General features: G+C 71.0%; 15 protein-coding genes, 2 pseudogenes and 2 riboswitches. Of the genes and pseudogenes, 14 read left to right on the forward strand and 3 right to left on the reverse strand.

The features are described 5' to 3' along the window. The first annotated feature begins 6 nt into the window (after window positions 1–6). From RA210_RS13685 to RA210_RS22210, 9 genes and pseudogenes are all read left to right on the forward strand, one after another. A complete protein-coding gene (locus RA210_RS13685) occupies window positions 7–930 on the forward strand; it encodes an enoyl-CoA hydratase (protein ID WP_201486832.1) in 924 nt (307 codons plus the stop codon). Beyond that, complete coding sequence (locus tag RA210_RS13690; protein ID WP_201486834.1) at window positions 927–2,024, forward strand: NAD(P)H-dependent flavin oxidoreductase; 1,098 nt, start codon at window positions 927–929, stop codon at window positions 2,022–2,024. The genes RA210_RS13685 and RA210_RS13690 overlap by 4 nt, the downstream gene beginning before the upstream one ends. A gap of 31 nt (window positions 2,025–2,055) precedes the next feature. Continuing rightward, window positions 2,056–2,808, forward strand: coding sequence for an enoyl-CoA hydratase family protein (locus tag RA210_RS13695; RefSeq protein WP_090215442.1), 753 nt, complete (start codon window positions 2,056–2,058; stop codon window positions 2,806–2,808). Between the two features lie 9 nt (window positions 2,809–2,817). Continuing rightward, a complete protein-coding gene (locus tag RA210_RS13700; RefSeq protein ID WP_201486835.1) occupies window positions 2,818–3,975 on the forward strand; it encodes an acyl-CoA dehydrogenase family protein in 1,158 nt (385 codons plus the stop codon). Window positions 3,976–3,985: 10 nt separating this feature from the next. After that, window positions 3,986–5,044: an acyl-CoA dehydrogenase family protein gene (locus RA210_RS13705; RefSeq protein WP_201486836.1), complete on the forward strand. Its 1,059-nt coding sequence runs from the start codon at window positions 3,986–3,988 to the stop codon at window positions 5,042–5,044. A gap of 3 nt (window positions 5,045–5,047) precedes the next feature. Further along, window positions 5,048–6,199 (forward strand): acetyl-CoA C-acetyltransferase, encoded by a 1,152-nt coding sequence (locus RA210_RS13710; RefSeq protein WP_201486837.1) that lies wholly within the window; start codon window positions 5,048–5,050, stop codon window positions 6,197–6,199. Between the two features lie 110 nt (window positions 6,200–6,309). Then, the gene (locus RA210_RS13715) at window positions 6,310–7,188 is read left to right on the forward strand and encodes an SDR family oxidoreductase (protein ID WP_201486839.1); all 879 of its coding nucleotides are present in this window, start codon (window positions 6,310–6,312) and stop codon (window positions 7,186–7,188) included. A gap of 71 nt (window positions 7,189–7,259) precedes the next feature. Then, window positions 7,260–7,814, forward strand: a pseudogene (locus RA210_RS22205) (MCP four helix bundle domain-containing protein); the annotation flags it as partial. Window positions 7,815–8,135: 321 nt separating this feature from the next. Then, window positions 8,136–8,942, forward strand: a pseudogene (locus RA210_RS22210) (methyl-accepting chemotaxis protein); the annotation flags it as partial. A 46-nt stretch (window positions 8,943–8,988) separates the two neighbouring features. On the opposite strand, the gene cobM reads toward RA210_RS22210, so the two are convergent. Both cobM and RA210_RS13730 read right to left on the reverse strand, forming a co-directional pair. Further along, complete coding sequence (gene cobM / locus RA210_RS13725; protein ID WP_201486842.1) at window positions 8,989–9,735, reverse strand: precorrin-4 C(11)-methyltransferase; 747 nt, start codon at window positions 9,733–9,735, stop codon at window positions 8,989–8,991. Further along, window positions 9,732–10,181: a cobalamin biosynthesis protein gene (locus RA210_RS13730; RefSeq protein ID WP_201486843.1), complete on the reverse strand. Its 450-nt coding sequence runs from the start codon at window positions 10,179–10,181 to the stop codon at window positions 9,732–9,734. Before RA210_RS13730 ends, cobM begins: the two co-directional genes overlap by 4 nt. A 239-nt stretch (window positions 10,182–10,420) precedes the next feature. Continuing rightward, window positions 10,421–10,584: riboswitch (cobalamin riboswitch) on the forward strand. Window positions 10,585–10,725: 141 nt separating this feature from the next. Between RA210_RS13730 and cobW the strand changes: the two genes are divergently transcribed. The 5 genes from cobW to RA210_RS13755 all read left to right on the forward strand — a co-directional run bounded on the left by cobW (window position 10,726) and on the right by RA210_RS13755 (window position 18,343). Next, window positions 10,726–11,781 (forward strand): cobalamin biosynthesis protein CobW, encoded by a 1,056-nt coding sequence (cobW, locus tag RA210_RS13735; protein WP_201486845.1) that lies wholly within the window; start codon window positions 10,726–10,728, stop codon window positions 11,779–11,781. Between the two features lie 4 nt (window positions 11,782–11,785). Continuing rightward, window positions 11,786–15,520, forward strand: a complete 3,735-nt coding sequence (gene cobN, locus RA210_RS13740) for a cobaltochelatase subunit CobN (RefSeq protein WP_201486846.1) — start codon at window positions 11,786–11,788, stop codon at window positions 15,518–15,520. A gap of 21 nt (window positions 15,521–15,541) precedes the next feature. After that, the gene (locus RA210_RS13745) at window positions 15,542–16,570 is read left to right on the forward strand and encodes an ATP-binding protein (RefSeq protein WP_201486847.1); all 1,029 of its coding nucleotides are present in this window, start codon (window positions 15,542–15,544) and stop codon (window positions 16,568–16,570) included. Further along, on the forward strand, window positions 16,495–17,232 hold the full coding sequence (locus RA210_RS13750) for a vWA domain-containing protein (RefSeq protein WP_201486848.1): 738 nt from the start codon (window positions 16,495–16,497) through the stop codon (window positions 17,230–17,232). Before RA210_RS13745 ends, RA210_RS13750 begins: the two co-directional genes overlap by 76 nt. Window positions 17,233–17,464: 232 nt before the next feature. Further along, a riboswitch (cobalamin riboswitch) is annotated at window positions 17,465–17,637 on the forward strand. Between the two features lie 55 nt (window positions 17,638–17,692). After that, window positions 17,693–18,343 carry an energy-coupling factor ABC transporter permease gene (locus RA210_RS13755; protein WP_201486850.1) on the forward strand — a complete coding sequence of 217 codons (651 nt, stop codon included), beginning with the start codon at window positions 17,693–17,695 and terminating at the stop codon, window positions 18,341–18,343. Window positions 18,344–18,472: 129 nt separating this feature from the next. Here the strand turns inward: RA210_RS13755 and RA210_RS13760 are convergent, their stop codons facing one another. Further along, window positions 18,473–18,937, reverse strand: a complete 465-nt coding sequence (locus RA210_RS13760) for a hypothetical protein (RefSeq protein WP_201486852.1) — start codon at window positions 18,935–18,937, stop codon at window positions 18,473–18,475. Window positions 18,938–19,030: the final 93 nt, after the last annotated feature.

Below are 19,030 nucleotides of genomic sequence, written 5' to 3' on the forward strand. Positions count from 1 at the left end.
TCGACCATGAGCGTCCCGAGCAGCGACAGCGAATTCGTCACCCGCGCCGACGCCTCGGTCTACGAGACCGAGCAGCCGGTGCTGTACACGGTGGCCGACGGCATCGCCACCCTGACCATGAACCGGCCGGGGTTCAACAACGCGCAGAACTCGCAGATGACCTACGCCCTCGACGCGGCCCTGCGCCGCGCCGTGGACGACGACGCGGTCAAGGTCATCGTGCTGTGCGGCGCCGGCAAGCACTTCTCCGCCGGCCACGACATCGGCACGCCGGGACGCGACATCAACAAGCCGTTCGAGCGTGCCCACCTGTGGTGGGACCACACCAACAAGCCGGGCGGCGAGTACCTGTACGCCCGCGAGCAGGAGGTCTACCTCGGCATGTGCCGGCGCTGGCGCGAGCTGCCCAAGCCGACCATCGCCATGGTCCACGGCGCCTGCATCGCCGGCGGCCTGATGCTGGCCTGGGTCTGCGACCTGATCGTGGCCAGCGACGACGCCTTCTTCCAGGACCCGGTGGTGCGCATGGGCATTCCGGGGGTGGAGTACTTCGCCCACCCCTACGAGATGAACCCGCGCATCGCCAAGGAATTCCTCATGTGCGGCGACCGCATGCCGGCCAGCCGCGCCTACGAGGTGGGCATGGTCAACCGCGTGGTGCCGCGTGACGAGCTGCAGGCGACCACCTATGCGCTGGCGGCGAAGGTCGCCGCCCAGCCGCGCATGGGCCTGGCGCTGACCAAGCAGGCGATCAACCACGTCGAGGACCTGGCCGGCAAGCGCACCGCGATGGATGCGGTGTTCGCCTGGCACCACTTCGCCCACGTGCACAACGAGCTGCTGTCCGGCGACAAGCTGGGCGGCTTTGATGCCAAGGCCATGGCCAAGGCCAACAAGCAGGCCGCGGCCAGCGAAGGGGAAAGCGCATGAGTGCCCTGCTGCAGACCCCGCTGACCGAGGCGCTCGGCTGCCGCTACCCGATCGTGCAGACCGCGATGGGCTGGGTGGCCGACGCCAACCTGGTGATCGCCACCACCAAGGCAGGCGGCTTCGGCTTCCTCGCCGGGGCGACCATCCCGGCCGCCGAACTGGAAGGCGAGATCAAGAAGGTGATCGCGGCCACCGGCGGCAGCAACTTCGGCCTCAACTTCCACATGTTCCAGGAAAACGCCGCCCAGTGCGTCGACCTGGCGATCCAGTACCGCCTGCGCGCGGTCAGCTACGGCCGCGGTCCGGACAAACAGACCATCGCCCGCTTCAAGGCCGCCGGCGTGCTGTGCATCCCCACCGTCGGCGCGCTCAAGCACGCGCAGAAGGCCGTGGAGCTGGGCGCCGACCTGATCACCATCCAGGGCGGCGAGGGCGGCGGCCACACCGGCGGCGTGCCGACCACCATCCTGCTGCCGCAGGTGCTGGATGCGGTCAAGGTGCCGGTGATCGCCGCCGGCGGCTACTCCACCGGCCGCGGCCTGGCCTCGGCGCTGGCCGCCGGCGCCGCCGGCATTGCCATGGGCACGCGCTTCCTGATGACCAGCGATTCGCCCACCCCCAAGGCGACCCTGGAGCGCTACCTGGCGGTCAACGACCCGCAGCGCATCCGCGTCACCCTGGCGGTGGACGGCATGCGCCACCGGATGATCGACAACCCGTTCATCAACCGCCTGGAAGGCGCCGGCCCCTTCGGCCGCCTGCGCATCGCCCTGGGCAGCGCCTGGCAGTGGAAGCAGCAGACCGGCATGAGCTTCGGCCACATGCTCGGCGTGCTGCGCCAGGCGCTCAAGGAAGACCCGGGCGCGGTGTCGCAGACGGTGATGGCCGCCAACCAGCCGGTGCTGCTGCAGCGCTCGATGGTCGACGGTTACCCCGACGAGGGCATCCTGCCCAGCGGCCAGGTGGCCGCCGCCATCGGCGAGCTGAAGAGCTGCCAGCAACTGATCGACGAGATGGTCGCCGAGGCCGAGCGCGGCCTGGCCGCGCTCTGCGCCCGCCAGGCCGCGGCGAAGACCGCGCCGGCCATCTCCTGAACCCCGCCATGCCTACCAGGAGCCAACAACAATGAGCCAGGCATTCACTACCCGTATCGAGGCGGGCATTGCCGAACTGACGATCGCCAAGCCGCCGGTCAACGCGCTGGACAGCCAGGAATGGCTGGGCCTGGCGCGCTCGATCGACGAGCTGGGCGCCAACCCGGAAGTGCGCGTGATCGTCATCCGCGCCGAGGGCCGCGGCTTCTGCGCCGGGGTCGACATCAAGGAACTCGACGCCCATCCCGAGCGCATCGTTGCTGTGAACAAGGGCAACTACGAGACCTTCCGCGCCGTGCACCGCAGCCCGGTGCCGGTCATCGTCGCGGTGCACGGCTTCGTGCTCGGTGGCGGCATCGGCATCACCGGCGCGGCCGACATCGTGGTCGCCGCCGAGTGCGCCACCTTCGCCCTGCCGGAGGTCGACCGCGGCGCCATGGGCGGCGGCGCCCACCTGCAGCGCCTGTTCCCGGTGCAGAAGGTCCGCTACCTGTTCTTCACCGGCGAGAAGATCGGCGCCCGCGAGGCCGAGAAGTACGGCTTCATCGAGCGCGTGGTGCCGAAGGAAGAGCTGCGCGAGGCCGCCCTGGAGATCGCCGCGAAGATCGCCGCCAAGAGCCCGGCGATGATCCGCATCGCCAAGGAAGCCCTCAACGGCATCGAGGACGGCAACCTCGAAGACAAGTACCGCTGGGAGCAGGGCTTCACCCTGCAGGCCTACACCAGCCCGGACTCCGCGGAGACCCGCCGGGCCTTCGTCGAGAAGCGCGACGCCAAGTTCTGAGGACGCACCATGGACCTTGCCTATACCCCGAAACAGAAGGCCTTCCGCGCCGAGGTGCGGGCCTGGCTGGCGGACAACCTGCCGCGCGAGCCACTGGCCAGCTACGACACCCGTGAAGGTTTCGAACAACACCGCGAATGGGAAAGCCGCCTGTTCGACGCCCGCCTGTCGATGGTGATGTGGCCGGCCGAACTCGGCGGGCGCGGCTGCGACCTCACCGAATGGCTGATCTTCGAGGAGGAGTACTACGGCGCCGGCGCACCGATGCGCGTCAACCAGAACGGCCAGCTGCTGCTCGGCCCGACCCTGATGGAGTTCGGCACCGAGGAGCAGAAAAAGCGCTTCCTGCCGCGCATGGCCGCCAGCGCCGACATGTGGGCGCAGGGCTGGTCGGAGCCGAACGCCGGCTCGGACATGGCGGCGATCACCAGCAAGGCGATCCGCGACGGCGACCACTACGTGCTCAACGGCCAGAAGACCTGGTCGACCCGCGCGATCTTCGCCGACTGGCTGTTCGGCCTGTTCCGCAGCGACCCGGCCTCCAGCCGCCACCACGGCCTGAGCTTCCTGCTGGTGCCGCTGGACACCCCCGGCGTGACCATCCGCCCGATCAAGGCGCTCAACGGCAAGGACGCCTTCGCCGAAGTGTTCTTCGACGACGTGCGCGTGCCGGTCGACAACCGCATCGGCGCCGAAGGGCAGGGCTGGCACGTGGCGATGGCCACCGCCGGCTTCGAGCGCGGCCTGCTGCTGCGCTCGCCGGCCCGCTTCCAGGCCACCGCGCGCAAGCTGGTCGAGCTGTACCGCGCCAACCAGGAAAGAGCCGACCGCGACCCGAGCATCCGCGAAGCGGTGGTGCAGGCGTGGATGGACGCCCAGGCCTACGCGCTGTCCGCCTACCACACGGTCGGCCGCCTGGCGCGCGGCGCGCGCATCGGCGCCGAGTCGAGCACCAACAAGATCTTTTGGTCCGAGCTGGACCTGCGCATGCACGAGACCGCCATGCGCATCCTCGGCGCGCGCGGCGAGCTGCTGGAAGGCAGCGAGGGCGAGGCCAACGGCTGGCTGGAGGGCTTCCTGTTCGCCCAGGCCGGGCCAATCTATGCCGGCACCAACGAGATCCAGCGCAACATCATCGCCGAGCGCATGCTCGGCCTGCCGAAGTAAGGAGCGGGCCATGGACTTCACCTTCAACGACGACCAGCTCGCCTTCCGCGAGGCGATCAGCCGCTTCCTGATGACCGAGGCGGCCCCCGAGCTGCTGCGCGACGTCTGGGAAACCGACGCCGGCCGCTCGCCCGAGCTGCGCAACAAGATCGCCGAGCAGGGCCTCACCGCCCTGTCGGTGCCCGAAGCCTGCGGCGGCCTGGGCATGGACGACGTGGCCTGGGCGCTGATGACCCAGGAGCTGGGCTACTACGCGATTCCCGACTCGCTGGCCGACACCGCCTACGTGGCTGCCGGCCTGCTGACCGCGCTGCCCGAAGGCACCGCCGGGCGCGACGATGCCCTGGCGCAGATCGCCGACGGCAGCATCCGTGTCGCCGTCGGCCACCCGATCAACCCGCTGGTGGCCGACGCCCACCTGGCCAACTACCTGTTGCTTGCCCACGGCGACGAAGTGCACCTGGTGCCGCGCCCGCTGGTCGACGTGATCGCCAGCCCGAGCATCGACGCCTCGCGCCGCCTCAGCCAGGTGGTCTGGGAGCCGATTTCGGCGACCCGCGTCGCCACCGGCGAGCAGGGCCGCGCGCTGTGGGCGCAGACCCTGGATCGCGGCGCCCTGGCGGTGGCCGGTCAGGCCCTGGGCCTGGCCCAGCGCATGCTCGACCTGTCGGTCGACTACGTCGCCCAGCGCAAGCAGTTCGGCAAGCCGATCGGCAGCTTCCAGGCGGTCAAGCATCACCTGGCCGACGTGGCCACCAAAGTCGAGTTCGCCAAGCCGGTGCTCTATCGCGCCGCCCACGCCCTGGCCAATGGCGCGTCCGATGCCGCGGTGCACGTCTCCCACGCCCGCCTGGCCTGCGCCGAGGCGGCCTGGCTGTCGGCCCGCCACGGCATCCAGGTGCACGGCGCCATGGGGTACACCTGGGAAGTCGACCTGCAGATGTTCATGAAGCGCGCCTGGGCGCTGGACGCCTCCTGGGGCGACCGCGCCTTCCACAAGTCCCGCGTGGCCGCCTGCGTGCTGGCCGACGGCGCCGCGCTGGCGCCGGCCCAGACCTTCGAGGAGTGATCCATGGCTGAAGCCTATATCGTCGACGCCCTGCGCAGCCCGACCGGCAAGCGCAAGGGCGGTCTTTCCCACGTGCATGCCATCGACCTCGGCGCCCACGTGCTGAAGGCGCTGGTTGCGCGCAACCCGATCCCGGCCCACGAGTACGACGACGTGATCTTCGGCTGCGTCGACACCATCGGCTCGCAGGCCGGCGACATCGCCCGCACCAGCTGGCTGGCCGCCGACCTGCCGCTCAACGTGCCGGGCACCACCGTCGACCGCCAGTGCGGCTCGTCGCAGCAGGCGCTGCACTTCGCCGCCCAGGCGGTGATGAGCGGCACCCAGGACGTGGTGGCGGTCGGCGGCGTGCAGACCATGACGCAGATCCCGATCTCCTCGGCCATGCTCGCCGGCCAGCCGCTCGGCTTCGCCGATCCGTTCTCCGGCAGCAAGGGATGGCAGGCGCGCTTCGGCGAGCAGCCGGTCAACCAGTTCTACGCCGCCCAGCGCATCGCCGACCACTGGGGCATCAGCCGCGCGCAGATGGAGGCCTTCGCCCTGGAGAGCCACCAGCGCGCCCTGAGCGCCATCGCCAGCGGCCGCTTCACCCGCGAGATCGTGCCGCTGGAAGGCGTCTGGTACGACGAGACGCCGCGCGAGACCACCCTGGAGAAGATGGCCAGCCTCGAGCCGGTGGGCGCGGAGTTCCCGTCGATCACCGCCGCGGTATCCAGCCAGACCTGCGACGCCTCGGCGGCGCTGCTGGTGGTCTCCGAGGCGGCGCTCAAGCGCTACGGCCTGACCCCGCGGGCGCGCATCCACCACCTCAGCGTGCGCGGCGACGACCCGATCTGGCACCTCACCGCGCCGATCGAGGCGACCCGCCACGCCCTGAAGAAGGCCGGCATGACGATGAACGACATCGACCGGGTGGAGATCAACGAGGCCTTCGCCTCGGTGGTGATGGCCTGGGCCAAGGAGCTGGACTACGACCCGGCGCGCACCAACGCCAACGGCGGCGCCATCGCCCTCGGCCACCCGCTCGGCGCCACCGGTGCGCGGCTGATGACCACGCTGCTGCACGAACTGGAGCGCAGCGGCGGCCGCTACGGCCTGCAGACCATGTGCGAAGGCGGCGGCCAGGCCAACGTGACCATCATCGAAAGGCTGTAGCAGCGGCTGAGCACGGGCCTGTAGGGGCGAATTCATTCGCCTTTGCGGCCCGGTTGGGCGAATGAATTCGCCCCTACAGACTGACTCCACCAGAACAAGGACAACAAACCATGGCTATCTGTGCAGGAAGAACCGTGATCATCACCGGCGCCGGCGGCGGGCTGGGCCGCGCCTACGCGCTGGCCTTCGCCGCCGAGGGCGCCAACGTGGTGGTCAACGACATCCGTCAATCCGCCGCCGAGGACGTCGCCGGCGAGATCCGCGCCGCCGGTGGGCTGGCCATCGCCAACGCCGACGACATCACCACCCTGGCCACCGCCCAGCGCATCGTCGACGCCGCCCTGGCGGCCTTCGGCGAGGTGCACGTGCTGGTCAACAACGCCGGCATCCTGCGCGACCGCATGTTCCTCAGCCTCAGCGAAGAGGACTGGGATCTGGTCATGCAGGTGCACCTCAAGGGCCACTTCTGCCTGGCCAACATCCTCGCCCGCCGCTGGCGCGACCAGGCCAAGGCCGGCCAGCCGGTCGACGCACGCATCATCAACACCAGCTCCGGCGCCGGCCTGCAGGGTTCGGTGGGGCAGTCCAACTACTCGGCGGCCAAGGGCGGCGTCGCCGCGCTGACCCTGGTGCAGGCCGCGGAACTCGCCCGCTACGGCATCACCGCCAACGCCCTGGCCCCGGCGGCGCGCACGGCGATGACCGAGAGCGCGATGGCCGAGGTGGTGAAGAAGCCCGAGGACGGCAGCTTCGACCTGTGGGCGGCGGAGAACGTCGCGCCGCTGGTGGTCTGGCTGGGCAGCGCCCAGTCGCGCCACGTCACCGGCCAGGTGTTCGAGAGCCAGGGCGGGCGCATCTCCCTCGGTGACGGTTGGCGCACCGGGGTGACCCGCGACAAGGGCGCGCGCTGGCTGCCGGAGGAGATCGGCCCGGTGGTCGACGAAATCCTCGCCGAAGCGCCCAAGGCGCAGAAGGTCTGGGGGACCTGAGGGAGCGGTGAATGTCGCGACGCCTCGGCCTGGTGGCCGGGGCGTTGTCCATTTTGGCCTGGAGAACATGCATGGATTGGTTGAGACGACAGACAGTGGGCACCAAGCTGGTCTGTGGATTTTTTCTGGTATCGCTGATCGGCGCCTTCGTCGGTCTGCAGGGGATTCTCAAGGCTGCGCAGCTCAAGGAGCTGGCGTCCCTGATGTACGAGCGCGAGGCTGCCGGCCTGCGCTATGCCGGCGAAGCGAACAGCCAGTTCCTGGCCGCGGCCTCGGCCATTCGCAGCGCGATCCTGACGGCGTCGATCGAGGAGCGGCAGCAGTATCTGAGCGAGCTGAATGAACATCTGGAGCTGGTACGCAGCGAGATGGCCAGGGCCGGAGAAACCTTCGTCAGCGAGGATGACAAGACCCGGCTCGGCTATCTGCTGGAGGTGCAGGCGGAATTCGAGCAGAACATCAAGGATGTGGTCCGCCGCCTCGATGGCGAAGATGTGCCCTATCCGCGCTCCTCGACCGAATACCTGCTCACTTCCATACGCCCGGTTGCCGACCAGGCCACCGAAATGATGACCCAGCTGGTCGAGAGCAAGATGGGCAACGCCGCCGAACTCAGCCATCAGACCGACGAGATCTACGCCGACATCCGTCTGCTGATGATCGGCCTGACCGCCGCCGGTCTGCTGGCCGGTGTGCTGATCGGCGTGCTGCTGACCCGCGGCCTGACCCGCCAGCTGGGCGGCGAGCCGGCCGCGGTGGCCGACCTGGCGACCAGCATCGCCAATGGCGATCTCACCGCGCGCATCGACATGTCGCGGGCGCTGCCGGGCAGCGTGACCTACGCGATGCAGCGGATGCAGGGCTCGCTGACCGAACTGGTCGGTTCGGTGCGCGCCAGCAGCGAGAGCATCGCCAGCGGCTCGGCGCAGATCGCCAGAGGCAACGTCGACCTGTCGGCGCGTACCGAGCAGCAGGCGGCCTCCCTGGCGCAGACGGCGGCCAGCATGGAGGAGCTGACCGCCACGGTGCAGCAGAATGCCGACAACGCCCGCCAGGCCCATGGGCTGGCCAACAACGCCTCGCGCACCGCGGAGCAAGGGCGCGTGGTGGTGCACCGGGTGGTCGAGACCATGCAGGGCATCACCGACAGCTCGCAGCGCATCGCCAGCATCATCAACGTGATCGACTCGATCGCCTTCCAGACCAACATCCTCGCCCTCAACGCCTCGGTGGAAGCGGCGCGCGCCGGCGAGGAAGGCCGCGGCTTCGCGGTGGTGGCCGGCGAGGTGCGCAACCTGGCCAGTCGCTCGGCCTCCGCGGCGAACGACATCAAGGCCTTGATCGAGGAGTCCACGCGGCGGGTCGAGGATGGCTCGAAACTGGTCGAGCAGGCCGGCAGGACCATGGCCGACGTGGTCGGCGCCGTGCGCCGGGTGGCCGACATCATCGACGAGATCTCGGCGGCCTCCCAGGAGCAGAGCCAAGGCATCGCCCAGGTCAACGCCGCCGTCGCGCAGATGGAGCAGGTAACCCAGCAGAACGCCGCACTGGTGCAGGAGGCGTCCACCGCGTCGCTCTCGCTGGCCGACCAGGCGCAGACCCTGCAGGAGGCGGTGGCGGTGTTCCGCCTGGGCGACGCGCCGCAGCAGCCGGATGCGCTGCCGCAGCGCGAGCTTCCCCCGCGCGAAGTGATGGCGCCGGCAGTGTCGGCCAGGGCGGGCGGCGTCAGGGAAGGGGCCTGGGAGACGTTCTGAGCGGCAGCCGGCGAGCGCCGGGAAGGGCAGGCCGCTGCGGTTGACTTCAGAAAGGCGCCGTAACCTGCACTACTGCCGAGTACAGCGATGAGTCGGCGAATTCCTCGGCGGTCAGCACCCGGCCGACCAGGATCAGCGCAGTGCGCCGGAAGTCCTTTTCGGCGACCCTGGCGACGATGTCGGCCAGGGTGCCCTGCACCCAGTCCTGGTCCGGCCAACTGGCTCGGTGCACCACCGCGACGGGGCAGTCGGCGCCGTAATGGGGCAGCAGTTCCTCGACGATCTGCGGCAGCTGGCGCACGCCCAGGTGGATGGCCATGGTCGCGCCGTGGCGGGCCAGATCGCCGAGCTGCTCGCCTTCCGGCATCTGCGTCTTGCTGGCGTAGCGGGTGAGGATCAGCGTCTGCGACACCTCGGGCAGGGTCAGCTCGCAGCCGAGCAGGGCGGCGCAGGCGGCGGTGGCGGTGACGCCGGGGACGATCTGGTAGGGAATGCCCAAGCGGCGCAGGTGACGGATCTGCTCGCCGATGGCGCCGTACAGCGACGGGTCGCCGGAATGCACCCGCGCCACGTCCTCGCCGCGCCCGTGGGCTTCGGCCAGCAGGTCAACGATTTGCGCCAGATCCAGCTCGGCGGTATTCACCACGGTATGGGCGCCGTGGCCCTCCAGTACCGCTGCGGGCACCAGCGAGCCGGCATAGAGGATCACCGGGCAGCTGCGGATCAGCCGCTGGCCGCGCACGGTGATGAGGTCCGGATCGCCGGGGCCGGCGCCGATGAAGAAGACGGTCATGCAGGCTCCTGTCTGGCACGCGCCAGGGCGAAGGTGGCGTTGGCGCTGCGCCGCTTGGCGATCAGCAGTTCGGCGGACGCTCCGCCCAGCGCCTCGGCGAGCGCCAGGGCGCTGGCCTCGGCCACCCCGGCGCAGCCGGTGGCGCGCCGGGCGGCTGCGGAGCGGCTGGTGAGCCGTGGTTCATACTCGCGTAACCGCTCCACGGTGAGGCCATGCAGCGGCAGGTCCAGCTGTACGGCCAATGCCTGCAGGCCCGGTTCGCCGAGCTTGCCGTCGAGGCTCGCCAGGGCGTGCAGATCGGCGACGTTCAGCCCCTGTTCGCGCAGGCTGTCCTCCAGCAAGCGACTCAGCTCGCCGGCCGTGCAGCCGCGCCGGCAGCCGAAACCGGCGGCCAGCAGCCGGGCTGGGCGCTGCGCCTGGGGTGATGAGTCGGGTACTGAAATCATGAGATTTTGCGGACGAAGACGGCGGAATCGCGGCAGATGGCGCGGTTATGGGACGCGCCCCGGCGGGCGATCTTTTTTTACGACAGCATGCCGCCGCGCACGGCGTCAACCGGCCATCCCTCTTGTAGGGGCGAATTCATTCGCCTGTGCGAGGCGATCGGGCGAATGAATTCGCCCCTTACAGGCCCCGACGCCGCCGCCATTGACCGCCGCGCGCACCCTGCGTAGCCTTGCGGCCCCGAGGTTCTCCGGTCTGGGCCGGAGCTAAGAGGGAACGCGGTGCGACACCGCGGCTGCCCCCGCAACTGTAAACGGTACGAGTCCCCTCACGACGCCACTGCTCACGCGGGAAGGCGAGGGGATGGCGCCAAGGCGCCCACCGTGAGCCAGGAGACCTGCCTCGAAGGAAGCGCCCCGCCTCGCGGAGCGTTTCCGGAACTTCACGACAACCGGGCGGGGTGATCCGGTGGCGAATCCGACCGACCGGCGCGCGTGCGTCCGGCGGCGTCTCGTCATGCCCCCCGCCAGCCAGCCAGGGCCGCGCATGAAATCCTTGAGCAAACTTCCCGTCACTATCGTCACCGGCTTCCTCGGCTCGGGCAAGACCACCCTGCTGCGCCATCTGCTGGACCATGCCCAGGGCCGGCGCATCGCGGTGATCGTCAACGAGTTCGGCGAGCTGGGCATCGACGGCGAGATCCTCAAGCAGTGCGCCATCGGCTGTAGCGAGGAGGAGGCCGCGGGCCGGGTGTTCGAGCTGGCCAACGGCTGCCTGTGCTGTACCGTGCAGGAAGAGTTCTTCCCGGTAATGCGCGAACTGGTGGCGCGCCGCGGCGACCTGGACCAGATCCTCATCGAAACCAGCGGCCTCGCCCTGCCCAAGCCGCTGGTGCAGGCCTTCAACTGGCCGGAAATCCGCAACGCCTGCACCGTGGACGCGGTGGTCACCGTGGTCGACAGCCCGGCGGTGGCCGCCGGCACCTTCGCCGCCTTCCCCGCGCAGGTGGACGAGCAGCGCCGCGCCGACCCCAACCTCGACCACGAATCGCCGCTGCACGAGCTGTTCGAGGACCAGCTAGCCTGCGCCGACCTGGTGGTGCTCAACAAGACCGACCTGCTCGATGCCGAGGTCCTGGCCGCGGTGCGCGCCGAGGTCGCCGAGGAGCTGCCGCCGGCGGTGAAGATCGTCGAGGCTCAGCAGGGCCGCCTGCCGCTGGACGTGCTGCTGGGCATCGGCGCCGAGGCCGAACTGCACATCGACGCCCGTCCCGGCCATCACGACCACAGCGACGGCGAGGACCACGACCACGACGAGTTCGACTCCTTCGGCGTCGAGCTGCCGGAAGTCGACGAGCGCCTGCTGCTCGCCGCCCTCGCCGAGCTGGTGCAGCGCCACGCCGTGCTGCGGGTGAAGGGCTTCGTCGCCGTGCCGGGCAAGGCCATGCGCCTGCTGGTGCAGGGCGTCGGCCAGCGCTTCGACCGGCACTTCGACCGCGCCTGGCGCGCCGACGAGGCGCGCGCCACCCGCCTGGTTATCATCGGCCAGGCGCTGGATGCCGCCGCCATCGACGCCGAGCTGCGCGCCGCGCTGACCCGCTGAACGCATGCACCTCCTGCGCACCCAGCCGGGCGGCTTCGTTCCCGACGACAGCATCGCCGACCTCGGCCAGACCCCGGCCGAGCTGGTCATCCTCTGCAGCGGCGACTCCAACCTGACGCTGCTGGCCGAGGCCGCCCGCGAGCTGGCGGACGACTACCCGAGCCTGCGCCTGGCCAACCCCGGCCAGTTGCGCAACCACGCCTCGGTCGACCTCTACGTCGACCAGGTGCTGCGCCATGCGCGGCTGATCCTGGTGTCGCTGCACGGCGGGGTGAGCTACTGGCGCTACGGTATCGAGCGGCTGGTAGAGCTGGCCGAGGCCGGCGCCACGCTGATCCTGGTGCCCGGCGACGACCGCCCCGACCCGGAGCTGACCCGCCTGAGCAACGTCGCCGCCGAAGACGCCGAGCGTGCCTGGCAGTACCTGCGCCAGGGCGGGCTGGACAATGCCCGCCAGCTGTATCGCTTCCTCGCCGACCGCTGGCTGGGCCATCCCTGCGAGTGGCGCGAGCCGCAGGCGCTGCCGCGCGTTGCCGTCTACCACCCGCGCCGCGGCAGCGGTACGCCGGCGCTGTGGCAGGGCGACTGGCAGCCTGGCGCGCCGGTGGCGGCGCTGCTGTTCTACCGCGCGCAGTTGCAGGCGGCCAACACCGCCTTCGTCGACGAATTCTGCGAGCGTCTGGCGGCGCAGGGCCTCAACCCGCTGCCGATCGCCGTGGCCAGCCTCAAGGAGCCGGCCTGCCTGGCCCAGGTCGAGGACTGGCTGGACGAGACCGACGCGGCGCTGATCGTCAATACCACCGGGTTTGCCCTGTCCAGCCCGGAGCGCCCGGCGCTGCGCCCGTTCCGCCGCGACGTGCCGGTGCTGCAGGCGATCTGCGCGCTGGACAACCGCCAGCGCTGGCAGGACAACCCGCTGGGCCTCGGCCCGCGCGACCTGGCCATGCACGTGGTGCTGCCCGAGCTGGACGGGCGCATCGTCACCCGGCCGATCACCTTCAAGGGCCTGGCCTGGCGCAGCGAGCGCAGCCAGAGCGACGTGGTCCGTTACCAGGCCGACGGCGAGCGCATGGACTTCGTCGCCGAGCTGGCGCGGCGCTGGGTGAACCTGGCGCGCAAGGCCAACGCCGACAAGCGCATCGCCCTGGTGCTGGCCAACTACCCGACCCGCGACGGGCGGATCGGCAACGGCGTCGGCCTCGACACCCCGGCGGCGGCGCTGAACATCCTCCGCGCGCTCCAGCAAGCGGGCTATCCGCTCGTCGAGCTGCCGGACTCCGGCACCGCGCTGATCCACGCCCTGCTCGGCGGGGTGAGCAACGACCTCGACAGCCTCGACCTGCGCCCCTGCCAGCAGAGCCTGGCGCTGGCCGACTACCAGCGCCTGTTCGCGCGTCTGCCCGCAGCCAACCGACAGGCGGTGTTGGAGCGCTGGGGCGCGCCGGAGGACGACCCGATGTTCCGCGCCGGGCGGATGATGGTCGCCGGATTACGCCTGGGGCTGACCTTCGTCGGCATCCAGCCGGCGCGCGGCTACCAGCTCGATCCGGCGGCGATCTACCACGATCCGCTGCTGGTGCCGCCGCACGGCTATCTGGCCTTCTACTTCTGGCTGCGCGAGGCCTACGGCGCCGACGCCGTGGTCCACGTCGGCAAGCACGGCAACCTCGAATGGCTGCCGGGCAAGGGCGTCGGCCTGTCCGCCGAGTGCTGGCCGGACGCGATCTTCGGCCCGCTGCCCAACGTCTACCCGTTCATCGTCAACGACCCCGGCGAGGGCGCCCAAGCCAAGCGCCGCAGCCAGGCGGTGATCGTCGACCACCTGATGCCGCCGCTGACCCGCGCCGAGAGCTACGGTCCGCTGCGCGACCTGGAGCGCCTGGCCGACGAGTACTACGAGGCCAGCCTGCTCGACCCGCGCCGCGCCGAGCAGCTGCGCGGCGAGATCCTCGCCACGGTGCGCGCCACCGCGCTGGACCGCGAGCTGAACCTGCAGCTCAGCGCCGACCCGGACAGCTGGCTGCCGCAGCTCGACGCCTACCTGTGCGACCTCAAGGAATCGCAGATCCGCGACGGCCTGCACGTGTTCGGCGAGTCGCCCACCGGCCGCCTGCGCCGCGACACCCTGCTGGCGCTGCTGCGTGTGCCGCGCGGCGACGGCCAGGGCGGCAACGCCAGCCTGCTGCGCGCGCTGGCCGCCGACCTGAAATTGGGCTGGGACCCGCTGGCCGGCTACCCCGGCGAGCCATGGAGCGGGCCGCGCCCGGACTGCCTGGCTGATGTGTGCGCCGATGCGTGGCGCACGGCCGGCGATACCCGCGAGCGCCTGGAGCTGCTCGCCCTGCAACTGATCGACGGGCAAATCGATGCGCCCGGCGCGGCCAGCGCCGCGGTGCTCGCCGAGCTGCACGAGCGCGTCGCGCCGCTGCTCGACGCCTGCGGCGCGGCGGAGATCGCTGGCCTGCTCGCCGCGCTGGACGGGCGCTTCGTGCCGCCGGGACCGAGCGGCGCGCCCAGTCGCGGCCGCCTCGACGTGCTGCCCACCGGGCGCAACTTCTACTCGGTGGACGTGCGCAACCTGCCGACGCCCACCGCCTGGCGGCTCGGCTTCCAGTCCGCCAGCCTGCTGCTGGAGCGCCACCTGCAGGACCACGGCGAGCACCTGACCCGCCTCGGCCTGTCGGTGTGGGGCACCGCGACCATGCGCACCGGCGGCGACGACATCGCCCAGGCCATGGCGCTGCTCGGCGTGCGCCCGGTGTGGCAGGCCGGCAGCGGGCGGGTCGAGGACTTCGAGATCCTCCCGGTGTCGCTGCTCGACCGCCCGCGGGTCGACGTCACCCTGCGCGTCTCCGGCTTCTTCCGCGACGCCTTCGCCAACCTGCTGCGCCTGTTCGACGCCGCGGTGCTGGCGGTGGCCGCGCTGGACGAGCCGGAAGACCTCAACCCGCTGGCCACGCGGGTGCGCCGCGAGAGCGCCGAGCTGGCCGCCGCAGGCCTGAGCCTCGACGAGGCGCGCCGCCGCGCCGGCTGGCGGGTGTTCGGCGCCGCCCCCGGCGGCTACGGCACCGGCGTGCAGCAGGCCATCGCCGAGGGCGCCTGGGACAGCCGCGCCGATCTCGCCGAGGTCTACCTGACCTGGGGCGGCTACGCCTACGGCGCCGGCGGCGACGGCGTGCCGGCCCGCGCGGCGCTGGAGCGGCGCCTCGGCGCGGTGCAGGCGGTGCTGCACAACCAGGACAACCGCGAGCACGACCTGCTCGATTCCAACGACTACTTCCAGTTCCAGGGCGGCATGCTGGCCGCGGCGGAAACCCTCGGCGGCGCCCCGGTGGCCAGCTACCACGGCGACCACAGCCAGCCGGACAACCCGCGCATCCGCACCCTCAAGGAAGAGCTCAACCGCGTGCTGCGCGCCCGCGCCGCCAATCCCAAGTGGATCGCCGGCATCAAGCGCCACGGCTACAAGGGCGCCTTCGAGCTGGCCGCCACCGTCGACTACCTGTGCGCCTTCGACGCCACCAGCGAGCTGATCGACGATCACCAGTACCAACTGCTCACCGATGCCTACCTGCTCGACGCCGATACCCGCGAGTTCGTTCGCGAGCACAACCCGGCGGCGCTGCGCGAGATGACCGAGCGCCTGCTCGACGCCCAGCAGCGCGGCCTCTGGCAAGAGCCGGGCGAATACCGCGAGGCGCTGGAAAACCTGCTGCTCGACTGCGAGGAGGACGGCTGATGGCCGTGACGAGGATATCCCATGCATGAACCCGTGAATTTCCCGCTCGCCGCGGTGGTCGGCGCCGACGCGCTGAAGCTGGCGCTGTGCCTGGCGGCGGTCGACCCGGCGATCGGCGGTGTGCTGATCGAGGGGCCGCGCGGCATGGCCAAGTCGACCCTGGCGCGCGGCGTGGCCGAGCTGCTCGACGGCGGCCAACTGGTCACCCTGCCGCTGGGCGCCACCGAGGAGCGCATCGTCGGCACCCTCGACCTCGACGCCGCCCTCGGCGAGGGCCGCGCGCGCTTCGCCCCGGGCCTCTTGGCGCGCGCCCACGGCGGCGTGCTCTACGTCGACGAGGTCAACCTGCTGGCCGACCATCTGGTCGACCTGCTGCTCGACGTGGCGGCCAGCGGGGTCAACCACGTCGAGCGCGACGGCATCTCCCACCGTCACGCCGCGCGCTTCGTGCTGATCGGCACCATGAACCCGGAGGAGGGCGAGCTGCGCCCGCAGCTGCTCGACCGCTTCGGCCTCGCCGTCGTCCTCGGCGGCGCGCCGCTGCCTGCCGAGCGCGCCGAGATCGTCCGCCGCCGGCTGGACTTCGACTGCGACCCCGAGATTTTCCGCGTCCGCTGGCAGGCGGCGCAGGACCAGCTGCAGGCGCGCTGCCGGCAGGCCCGCGAGCAATTGGAAGCGATCCCGCTGGACGACACGGCGCTGGAAACCATCGCCGCGCGCTGCTACGCCGCCGGCATCGACGGCCTGCGCGGCGACCTGGTCTGGCTGCGCGCCGCCCGCGCCCATGCCGCCTGGCGCGGCGCGCAGGCCATCGCCGCCGAGGACATCGACGCGGTGCAGGACTTCGTGCTGCGCCATCGCCATCCGCACGGCCCGGCCGCCGAGCCGCCGCAGCAGAATCCCGGCGATTCTGCGCCGCAGAGGGAGGCGGGCGGGCAGAACGACGGCCAGCGCGGAGAACAAGGCGAAGGCCAGTGGGGCGAGCTGCCGGCGCAGCCGCTGGCCATCGGCGAGCGCCGCGCGCCGCCGCGCTGGCCAAAAAAGCCCTGAGCATCCGCCCGCAACCCGCCCGGGGCGCGGATGCCAGACAGCGGGACACGCCCCAGCCGGCCCCGCGCGGCCGCGCCGGCGCGTCCGGCCCTGGCCGCCTCGACTGGCCACGCAGCCTGCAGCACGGCCGGCCGCGCTCGCGCGCCGAACTGCACTACCGCAGCCGGCTGGCCAGCGCGCCGGCGCTGTGGCTGATCGTCGTCGACGCCTCGGCCTCGACCCGCCGCCACGGTGCGTTGCGCCGCGCCAAGGGGCTGCTCGCCGAACTGCTCGACCAGGCGCGCCGCCGCCGCGTGGTATTGGCCCTTCTGCAGGCGGACGGCGCCAGGCCGCGCTGGTTCTGCCAGGGCCAGCGGGCCCCGCAGGCCGCACGGCGCTGGCTGGAACAGCTCGGTGCCGGCGGCGGCACGCCGCTGCCCGCCGCGCTGGCCGAGGCCGGCGAATGGCTTGCGCGCCGGCAACGCCGCCACCCCGGCGAACGCCAGCAGCTCTGGCTGCTCACCGACGGCCGCCTGCGCGAGCTGCCGGCGCTGGCCCCCGCCGCCTGCCCGGCGCTGCTGATCGACATCGAGAGCGGCCCGCTGCGCCTCGGGCGGGCGAGGGAGCTGGCGGCGGCATTGGGCGCCGAATACCGGCATATCGACGAGATTCCGTTGGCATGAGCGGCGCGGAAGGGAAGGCCCAGGGTAGGGTGGGCAACTCGCGCAGCGATTGCCCACCGCCGGATGCCACGGTGGGCAAGGCTGCGCCGTTGTCCACCCTACGCCACGCCCGTCAGCGCCGTAGGGTAGAAAACTCGCGCAGCGATTTTCTACCGATCTCCATCCCCGACCGCCCGCGTCTGGGCGACTTCAGATCCGGCACGGCGGCCCAGCGCCGCCGCGCCCCACGAGTCCGGTTCCGTCGCGTCGCGGCGGAGACAACAGGGAAACGGGTGAGCCCGCTTGCGGGCGATTCCCGTGCTGCCCCCGCAACTGTAAGCGGCGAGCCCCGGCGCACGATGCCACTGGTCTGCGGACCGGGAAGGCGCGCCGGGGCGACGACCCGCCAGCCAGGAGACCTGCCGGCACCACCGGCCGCTTCAGCGGCCACTCGACCCACGCATCCCTCGGAGGGAGTCCGATGCATATCGAACCCGGCGCGCTGAACGCCGCCAAAGTGCTCTACGGCCACGCGGCCGCCATCGCCACCCTGCTGATCTACGCCCCGCGCTGGATCGGCCACCTCGACCAGGTCGCCAAGACCCTGCTGGCGGCGGTGTTCTTCTCGCTGTTCATGCAGGCCTACCACGTCCCGGCCGGAGTCTCCGAGCTGCACTTCATCGGCGCCTCGGCGATCTACTTCGTCTTCGGCTTCCTGCCCACCCTGTTCGGCTTCGCCCTCGGCCTGCTGCTGCAGGGCCTGGTGTTCGACCCGCAGGATCTGGTGCACTTGGGCGTCAACGCGCTGTCCTTGATGCTGCCGCTGATCGCCGCCCACGGCCTGTTCGGTCGCCGCCTGTTCGACAGCGAGTCGCGCCGCCTGAACTGGCAGTCCGTGGTGCGCTTCGACGCCGTCTACTACGGCGGCGTGGTGGCCATGGTCGGCTTCTGGCTGGCCATCGGTGAGGAGCCGCTGGCGCTGGACAACTGGCTGCTGTTCGCCGCCGCCTACGCGCCGCTGGTGCTCTGCGAGCCGCTGTTCACCTGCCTGGTGGTGCGCCTGCTCAAGCGCTGGCCGGACTCCTCCGTGTTGCAGCGGCTGACCTGCGTGGGCAACCTGCGCCTGGCCTGATCGCCGCCGGTACTGAAGAACGCCCGCGGCCGGTGACGGTCGGCGGGCGTTTTTGCTGGCGCAGCGCGCCGGCTCGCGCACCAGCGTCTCGACCAGCTCCGCCGCCGGCATAGCCCGCGCCAGCGGTGGCTAGGCCTCACCGCCATCGGCGATGTGCAGGGCACGGGCGATCCTTTTCCGCAGCTCTGCCACTTCCTCGATATGCCGGTTTGCCGACCTCACGCTCTGCGCAAAGCTGGCCAGCTTCAGGTGTTCCCCCTGCGGGCCGCTCAGATGGAGGGAACGCGCGGCATAGCTGTCGATCTGGCTGTAAACGCGCGAGAACCCGGCCAGATCGACGACCTTTTGCCGCCTGAAGGAGCCGAACCCCGGGTATGAAAAGACCAGTCGCCTGGAATACGGATAGATAGTGATCCTGCTGGGCCCGAGCACGAGCGGCAGGTTGAACAGCAAGGCCAGCGCGACACCTGGCCAAAGGCCGTGCCACTTCCAGGCCGGCATGAAGACGATCGCGGTCAGAATCGCCTGGATGAACCAGCTCCGCGAGCGGGCAGGGAGGCTGATCGCAGCCTCGGCTTCAACGGCACCCTTCAAGTTGTTTCCCCCTCTCCCTGGGTGAATGGCCAGCCCGGTTTTCCGTGCCGACTGCGATCCCGCGATCAGCGGGGACGCGGCACCGACCCCATC

It is taken from the genome of Pseudomonas sp. OF001 (assembly GCF_904426495.1).
Taxonomy (GTDB): domain Bacteria; phylum Pseudomonadota; class Gammaproteobacteria; order Pseudomonadales; family Pseudomonadaceae; genus Geopseudomonas.

Coding starts and splice junctions, on each gene's coding strand:
- RA210_RS13705 (WP_201486836.1), top strand. CDS start 3,986: ATGGACTTCACCTTCAACGACGACCAGCTCGCCTTCCGCGAGGCGATC.
- cobM (WP_201486842.1), bottom strand. CDS start 9,735: ATGACCGTCTTCTTCATCGGCGCCGGCCCCGGCGATCCGGACCTCATC.
- RA210_RS13700 (WP_201486835.1), top strand. CDS start 2,818: ATGGACCTTGCCTATACCCCGAAACAGAAGGCCTTCCGCGCCGAGGTG.
- RA210_RS13690 (WP_201486834.1), top strand. CDS start 927: ATGAGTGCCCTGCTGCAGACCCCGCTGACCGAGGCGCTCGGCTGCCGC.
- RA210_RS13755 (WP_201486850.1), top strand. CDS start 17,693: ATGCATATCGAACCCGGCGCGCTGAACGCCGCCAAAGTGCTCTACGGC.
- RA210_RS13745 (WP_201486847.1), top strand. CDS start 15,542: ATGCATGAACCCGTGAATTTCCCGCTCGCCGCGGTGGTCGGCGCCGAC.
- RA210_RS13710 (WP_201486837.1), top strand. CDS start 5,048: ATGGCTGAAGCCTATATCGTCGACGCCCTGCGCAGCCCGACCGGCAAG.
- RA210_RS13695 (WP_090215442.1), top strand. CDS start 2,056: ATGAGCCAGGCATTCACTACCCGTATCGAGGCGGGCATTGCCGAACTG.
- cobN (WP_201486846.1), top strand. CDS start 11,786: ATGCACCTCCTGCGCACCCAGCCGGGCGGCTTCGTTCCCGACGACAGC.
- RA210_RS13685 (WP_201486832.1), top strand. CDS start 7: ATGAGCGTCCCGAGCAGCGACAGCGAATTCGTCACCCGCGCCGACGCC.
- RA210_RS13730 (WP_201486843.1), bottom strand. CDS start 10,181: ATGATTTCAGTACCCGACTCATCACCCCAGGCGCAGCGCCCAGCCCGG.
- RA210_RS13715 (WP_201486839.1), top strand. CDS start 6,310: ATGGCTATCTGTGCAGGAAGAACCGTGATCATCACCGGCGCCGGCGGC.
- cobW (WP_201486845.1), top strand. CDS start 10,726: ATGAAATCCTTGAGCAAACTTCCCGTCACTATCGTCACCGGCTTCCTC.